General features: G+C 65.1%; 1 protein-coding gene. It reads right to left on the minus strand.

All coding sequences use genetic code 11. The features are described from left to right. Nucleotides 1-140: 140 nt before the first annotated feature. Nucleotides 141-387: hypothetical protein (locus BIU91_RS19215; protein ID WP_216099682.1), on the minus strand; the 247-nt coding region annotated here is incomplete at its 5' end.

Raw genomic sequence — 387 nt, forward strand, 5'->3', positions numbered from 1 at the left:
CCGCTACGCCTTCACCGGGGCTTGCCGCACACATGCCTCAGACCGGGTCGCCGTCCACCACGGCGACCCGGTCGTTCATTTTACTGGCGAGCATCTCCCCGTCGTGACAGCGCGTTTTGAGGCCGCTGGGTCGGCAGCGGTCATGCCGCCCTCTTGAACTCCCCCGTTTCGATGTCACGCTTCGGTTTCGGCCTGTTCATCCATGCGGTCTTGAGGCTCACCGGTCGGATGTCGTCTGCGCAGTCGGGGCAGTTGCTCGGGGTGTGGCTGGACAGGTGGTTCATCGGCCGCTGCGTGAACGGGCCGTGGAGCCGGCACACGATGGTGACGGGCGTGTGTTGGTCCACGTATCGGACCTGCGAGTAGTCGTATCGGTCGCCGTGAACC

The organism is Curtobacterium sp. MMLR14_002 (genome assembly GCF_001864975.1).
Taxonomy (GTDB): Bacteria; Actinomycetota; Actinomycetes; order Actinomycetales; family Microbacteriaceae; genus Curtobacterium; species Curtobacterium flaccumfaciens.